The sequence below is a fragment of the Ectobacillus funiculus genome (assembly GCF_004138295.1).
GTDB lineage: Bacteria > Bacillota > Bacilli > Bacillales > Bacillaceae_G > Ectobacillus > Ectobacillus funiculus.
This window is the reverse complement of sequence record NZ_SCFM01000076.1, coordinates 1-4338: the sequence shown is the minus strand read 5'-3', so window position 1 is coordinate 4338 and position 4338 is coordinate 1. Positions and strand designations below refer to the sequence as shown.

Genomic DNA, 4338 nt, shown 5'->3' with positions numbered 1-4338 from the left:
TGAGCTAAAGCGTTAGTAGAAACCCCTTCGGCATGAGCACCATTTGCATTTATACCTGTACTTGTTGATATACCTTCGGCATGTGAAGATCCTCCACTAGCAGTTGTACCTGAACCTTCGGCATGAGAAGCAAATCCATTTGCCGTTGTTCCTGATCCTTCTGCATGGCTTCCCTGAGCTAAAGCATTAGTAGAAACCCCTTCGGCATGAGCACCATTTGCATTTATACCTGTACTTGTTGCTATACCCTCAGCATGAGAAGCAAATCCATTTGCCGTTGTATTATTAGAACCTTCGGCATGTGAAGAATCCCCATTTGCGATTGTGGAACTACCTTCGGCATGTGAAGATCCTCCACTAGCAGTTGTACCTGAACCTTCGGCATGAGAAGCAAATCCATTTGCCATTGTACCTGATCCTTCCGCGTGGGAAGGTCCCCCACTAGCTGTTGTATTCGATCCTTCCGCGTGGGAAGATCCTCCGCTAGCAGTTGTATCTGATCCTTCCGCATGGGATGCTTGCCCGCTGGCGGTTGTTCCTGATCCTTCTGCATGGGATTCAAACCCGCTTGCGGTTGTATTTGATCCTTCTGCGTGGGAGGACCCTCCACTGGCGGTTGTCCCTGATCCTTCCGCATGGGCAGCTCCGTTACTTGCTGTTGTTTGAAATCCTTCCGCATGGGATGCAGGTCCGCTCACTGTTGTATTTGTAGCAACTCCTTCTGCATGAGAAAAATCCCCTAGCGCCCGTGGAGCTGGAAATAAAGTAATATCTGGGGTTCCCCCTTCCGCATGAGAAGCAAATCCACTAGCTGTTGTACCAGCACCTTCCGCATGAGCACTATTACCACTTGCTAAGGTAGGAGCTGAATTACCACTTTGATCAACACCACCGCCTTCGGCATGAGATGCTCTTCCACTTGCTGTTGTTCCTTCCCCCTCTGTGTGAGCAGCATATCCACTAGCGGTTGTTCCTGCTCCTTCTGAATGGGAATATAATCCACTAGCTATTGTCTTTCCTCCTTCTGCATGAGAAGCAGGAGCATTTGCCTGTGTATCATATCCCTCAGCATGTGATGCATAAGCATTCGCCGTTGACTGAAAACCTTCGACATGAGCTACTGCTTCATTGGTTTGAGTTTGGAAACCCTCGGCATGCGAAGCACCAAAATTTGCTTGGGTCTGAACCCCTTCTGCATGAGATGAGGATCCACTTGCTATCGTATTATCTCCTTCCGCGTGAGATCCAGATCCACTCGCCGTTGTATTAAATCCTTCAGCATGTGAAGCCGATCCACTCGCTGTTGTACCGCTTCCTTCTGAGTGTGAAGCATCGCCACTTGCTGTTGTATGAAATCCTTCTGCCTCAGAACAACTTCCACTTGCATTTTGATTACATCCATTAGCCAATATTTTTTCTCTCCTTTTTATAATATTTATCTAAAAAACGTTATATTTGTAAAATTAAAACAATAAAGTATAAACATATCTCTTAAAATAACGAGATTCACAAATTGTGTGTTACTACCAATACATGTAGCTTGTACATTCTTGGTAACGGCGCTTGCGGAGTCTTGTATACCCTATACATGTGAAGTTAACATAACACATCATTATCGGAAGTAAAATGGCGAGGGATTCCCTCGGGCATCCGCGCCAACACTGGGTTTCTCGCAATCTCAAACATTATCAAGTATGCAGGATTTTATGCAACGCCTTAGCGGCGCGGGTTTTGGCCTCCCTATCCTTTGACAAGCCTCCCTACTTTTTGCATAAAATCCTGCATATTTTCATTCGGCTTTGATGTCTGAAAACCTTGATTTAAGTGATTCTGTGAAATGACATACATCGTGATTCTATATGGTGAAAAAATTTTTCTTGCATTCTATCATAATTGATAGTTTATCCAATCTTTTTAATAGATTTTACATATACTATAAAGGATATCGATTGAGAGGAGTTGATGAATAGAATGGGTAGAAATAGAAATCAAAATAGAAGAGAAAATAACTTTGATTTTGAACAAGAGACAATGGTGCGCTCTGACAACGATAACACAAATAGAATTTTTGATCGCAATACTAATACTGCTACTGTACAAAATAGCGGAAATTCCACTGTCAATGTACGAGTAAACATTGAAGATGAGGACTAAGCAAAAAAGCACACGATCAAGTTTTCTAAGGAGGTCAATAGAAGGAGGAAGGGATATAGAGATAATCTCTTTTCCCTTTTTCCACTTATACCTATATACGCTTACAAGCAGTGCTAAGAATACGCAGTAGTGTCTGTGGGGATGTTATGCCACCATCAAGGCATTGCTTTTTTATTTGCCAAATAACTTAGCGATCCAACTTTTCCTTTCTTCTGTGATTGTATAAAATCCTGCATATTTTATTTATTACAAAGATAAGATAGCAAGGAAATAGACGAGGAATCCACTAACCCTCCCGTTAGTTCATTTCGGCTTTTTACTGGAATGTTTTAGGGACACCCCTCATTTTCAACAGCCTAGAGGGGTGTTTTTATTTTTTTAATTTAAAATTTCACGTACAGTAATTGAAATTAATTTATGAGATTCCTATAAATTTAAGATTCTTTGTAAAAATGACTTTTTGGAGTTGTTTTCCTCCTGTTTTTCGATGTAATCCAATACCCTGTTTAGTCTCTCTTTCAATTCCTCATTTTCTTTTTGTATTTCAGCGTTATTTTTCCGTTCTTTTTCCGTTCTTTGCCGTTCCTCTAGCAATAACCCAAGGATTTGTTTATTTTGTTCTGCAATGATTTCTTGTTGTTGTAAGGTACATGCCAGTTGTTTATTTGTTTCTTGGAACAGGGAAAAAAGGTCTTCTTGGTAACGTTCTTTTACCGTTACTTTACTGTTCTCGGTAACAAGAACGCTGTGCGTTATTTCAGCGTTATCCTGTTCATTTATAAGGGTTTGTACAGCATCTTCTAGCGTTCGACTACCATCCGCCATTAAGTTTTTCATTAGTTTCAATAACGTTATATCTTTTTCATAATAAATACGCTGATTTCGGGGATTCCTTTCAAATTTATATTGGGCATCTTCTAACGCTAAACTCCATTTTCGAAGGGTATTGCTGTTTAAATTGAGGTCTTTACAGACTTCGGCAGCAAAATAGCCAAACTCCACGGGGATTCCTCCTTCTATAGCCTGTCTTTCTAGCGTTATTCTACCGTTCTCCTTGCGTTATAGCAATTCCTTAAGGGAATGGCTATTTCCTTTATACAAATTTTTTAAGTGTTTTAGATAAACTTGTCATATTAATAGTTTGGAATGGAGTAAATACCAAGGGAATCTTACTACCGATAATGCTAGATTGTGTTAACTTCACATGTATAGGATATACAATGCATTCCTAAGTTTATTTGCTACCAAGGCCATGTCTAGCAAGAAAAGGGAGCTGACAGCATATGTTTTCCCGAAAGGGGTTGGTTAAGTTATGGGACAGAAAAAATGGGGCGTTGGAGGTGTAGTCTTTGTGGGCTGCATGTTTATAGGCGGGGGAGTAGGATCCTTGTTAGGGCATCCCCAACAAGGATGGCTTATAGGGATGGGCATTGGATTTCTTGGGATGGCCGTAACGAGATTAATAGGCAAATGAAAAGTTTATTCTCTGAACTTCCGCTTTTACATATGTAAAGGAGGTCTAAGCCAGATGCAAATACGTCGAGCTGTTCAACAAGATATTGAGCCATTACAAATACTAAGCAGGCAAAACAATGAATTTCATCTAAAACAATCACCCGATTATTTTAAAAAGATCGATAGTTTGTATAAAAAGTTTGACTGGCTGAACTTTATAAATAATAACTCATACTGTGTTCTAATAATTGAAGATAATTCTAATGTACTAGGTTTTGCATTGATCCGATTAGGAATTACAGATGCCGCACCCTATTTACAGGAAAAACAAATTGCATTTATCTCAGACTTCTGTATTCATCAAAATTGGCGTGGAAGAGGACTTGGTAAAAAGTTATTTCAAGCTTGCGAGGATTGGGCTAGAAAGCAAAATGCAGAAGAATTAGGATTAACTGTATGGTCATTTAATAGTCATGCTGTCCAGTTATACGAAGCTATGGGAATGAGAGATATTTATCGGCAAATGCGGAAACCATTATAATTTTAAATCAACTTCCGATAAAACTGATTATGCGAACACAAATACCCTCCAGATCAACTTAGCTGGAGGGATTTTTTATAGACTTCTAGATACATTGAATTCCGATAATGTGGGATTATGTTGACCTGACATGTATAGGGTATTTATCACACATCCATCAACTTAAGCATTTAGGCTATTCTTAAAGT

At 39.9% G+C, this 4338-nt stretch carries 4 protein-coding genes and 1 pseudogene; 3 read left to right on the top strand and 2 right to left on the bottom strand.

Annotation, left to right across the window (positions count from 1 at the left end):
- A pseudogene (locus EP737_RS23720) lies at window positions 1–1409 on the bottom strand (peptidase G2 autoproteolytic cleavage domain-containing protein); the annotation flags it as partial.
- A 562-nt stretch (window positions 1410–1971) separates the two neighbouring features.
- On the opposite strand from EP737_RS23720, the gene EP737_RS23715 reads away from it, so the two are divergent.
- Window positions 1972–2154 carry a hypothetical protein gene (locus EP737_RS23715; protein ID WP_129731664.1) on the top strand — a complete coding sequence of 61 codons (183 nt, stop codon included), beginning with the start codon at window positions 1972–1974 and terminating at the stop codon, window positions 2152–2154.
- 426 nt (window positions 2155–2580) lie between these two features.
- On the opposite strand, the gene EP737_RS23710 is transcribed toward EP737_RS23715, so the two are convergent.
- The gene (locus tag EP737_RS23710; protein ID WP_165350901.1) at window positions 2581–3156 is read right to left on the bottom strand and encodes a MerR family transcriptional regulator; all 576 of its coding nucleotides are present in this window, start codon (window positions 3154–3156) and stop codon (window positions 2581–2583) included.
- 310 nt (window positions 3157–3466) lie between these two features.
- Between EP737_RS23710 and EP737_RS25815 the strand changes: the two genes are divergently transcribed.
- Both EP737_RS25815 and EP737_RS23705 read left to right on the top strand, forming a co-directional pair.
- Window positions 3467–3628: a hypothetical protein gene (locus EP737_RS25815; RefSeq protein ID WP_165350900.1), complete on the top strand. Its 162-nt coding sequence runs from the start codon at window positions 3467–3469 to the stop codon at window positions 3626–3628.
- A gap of 54 nt (window positions 3629–3682) precedes the next feature.
- A complete protein-coding gene (locus EP737_RS23705; protein WP_129731660.1) occupies window positions 3683–4150 on the top strand; it encodes a GNAT family N-acetyltransferase in 468 nt (155 codons plus the stop codon).
- Window positions 4151–4338 lie beyond the last annotated feature (188 nt).

Bases quoted from the DNA above. Each gene is read 5' to 3' on its own strand.
- EP737_RS23715 (WP_129731664.1), top strand. From the start codon at position 1,972: ATGGGTAGAAATAGAAATCAAAATAGAAGAGAAAATAACTTTGATTTT.
- EP737_RS25815 (WP_165350900.1), top strand. From the start codon at position 3,467: ATGGGACAGAAAAAATGGGGCGTTGGAGGTGTAGTCTTTGTGGGCTGC.
- EP737_RS23705 (WP_129731660.1), top strand. From the start codon at position 3,683: ATGCAAATACGTCGAGCTGTTCAACAAGATATTGAGCCATTACAAATA.